Here is a 1030-nt window from a genome sequence, read left to right as displayed (position 1 = left end):
CTGAGGACAAGCCCTCGGCCTATTAGTACCGGTCAACTCCACCCCTCACAGGGCTTCCATATCCGGCCTATCAACCCAGTCGTCTACTGGGAGCCTTACCCTCTCAAGGAGGTGGGAGTGCTCATCTCGAAGCAGGCTTCCCGCTTAGATGCTTTCAGCGGTTATCCCTCCCGAACGTAGCCAACCAGCCATGCCCTTGGCAGGACAACTGGCACACCAGAGGTTCGTCCGTCCCGGTCCTCTCGTACTAGGGACAGCCCTTCTCAACACTCCTACGCGCACAGCGGATAGGGACCGAACTGTCTCACGACGTTCTAAACCCAGCTCGCGTACCGCTTTAATGGGCGAACAGCCCAACCCTTGGGACCTACTCCAGCCCCAGGATGCGACGAGCCGACATCGAGGTGCCAAACCATCCCGTCGATATGGACTCTTGGGGAAGATCAGCCTGTTATCCCCGGGGTACCTTTTATCCGTTGAGCGACGGCGCTTCCACAAGCCACCGCCGGATCACTAGTCCCTACTTTCGTACCTGCTCGACCCGTCAGTCTCACAGTCAAGCTCCCTTGTGCACTTACACTCAACACCTGATTGCCAACCAGGCTGAGGGAACCTTTGGGCGCCTCCGTTACTCTTTAGGAGGCAACCGCCCCAGTTAAACTACCCACCAGACACTGTCCCTGATCCGGATCACGGACCCAGGTTAGACATCCAGCACGACCAGAGTGGTATTTCAACGACGACTCCACAACAACTGGCGTTGCTGCTTCAAAGTCTCCCACCTATCCTACACAAGCCGAACCGAACACCAATATCAAGCTATAGTAAAGGTCCCGGGGTCTTTCCGTCCTGCTGCGCGAAACGAGCATCTTTACTCGTAATGCAATTTCACCGGGCCTATGGTTGAGACAGTCGAGAAGTCGTTACGCCATTCGTGCAGGTCGGAACTTACCCGACAAGGAATTTCGCTACCTTAGGATGGTTATAGTTACCACCGCCGTTTACTGGCGCTTAAGTTCTCAGCTTCGCC

Annotated in this window: 1 rRNA gene; it reads right to left on the bottom strand. The window is 55.7% G+C overall.

The window, feature by feature from the left end:
• Nucleotides 1-2: 2 nt before the first annotated feature.
• Nucleotides 3-1030, bottom strand: a 23S ribosomal RNA gene (locus ACFVTF_RS38540); the annotation flags it as partial.

It is taken from the genome of Kitasatospora sp. NPDC057940 (assembly GCF_042887425.1).
GTDB lineage: Bacteria > Actinomycetota > Actinomycetes > Streptomycetales > Streptomycetaceae > Kitasatospora.
This window is presented reverse-complemented; position numbering and strand designations above follow the sequence as displayed.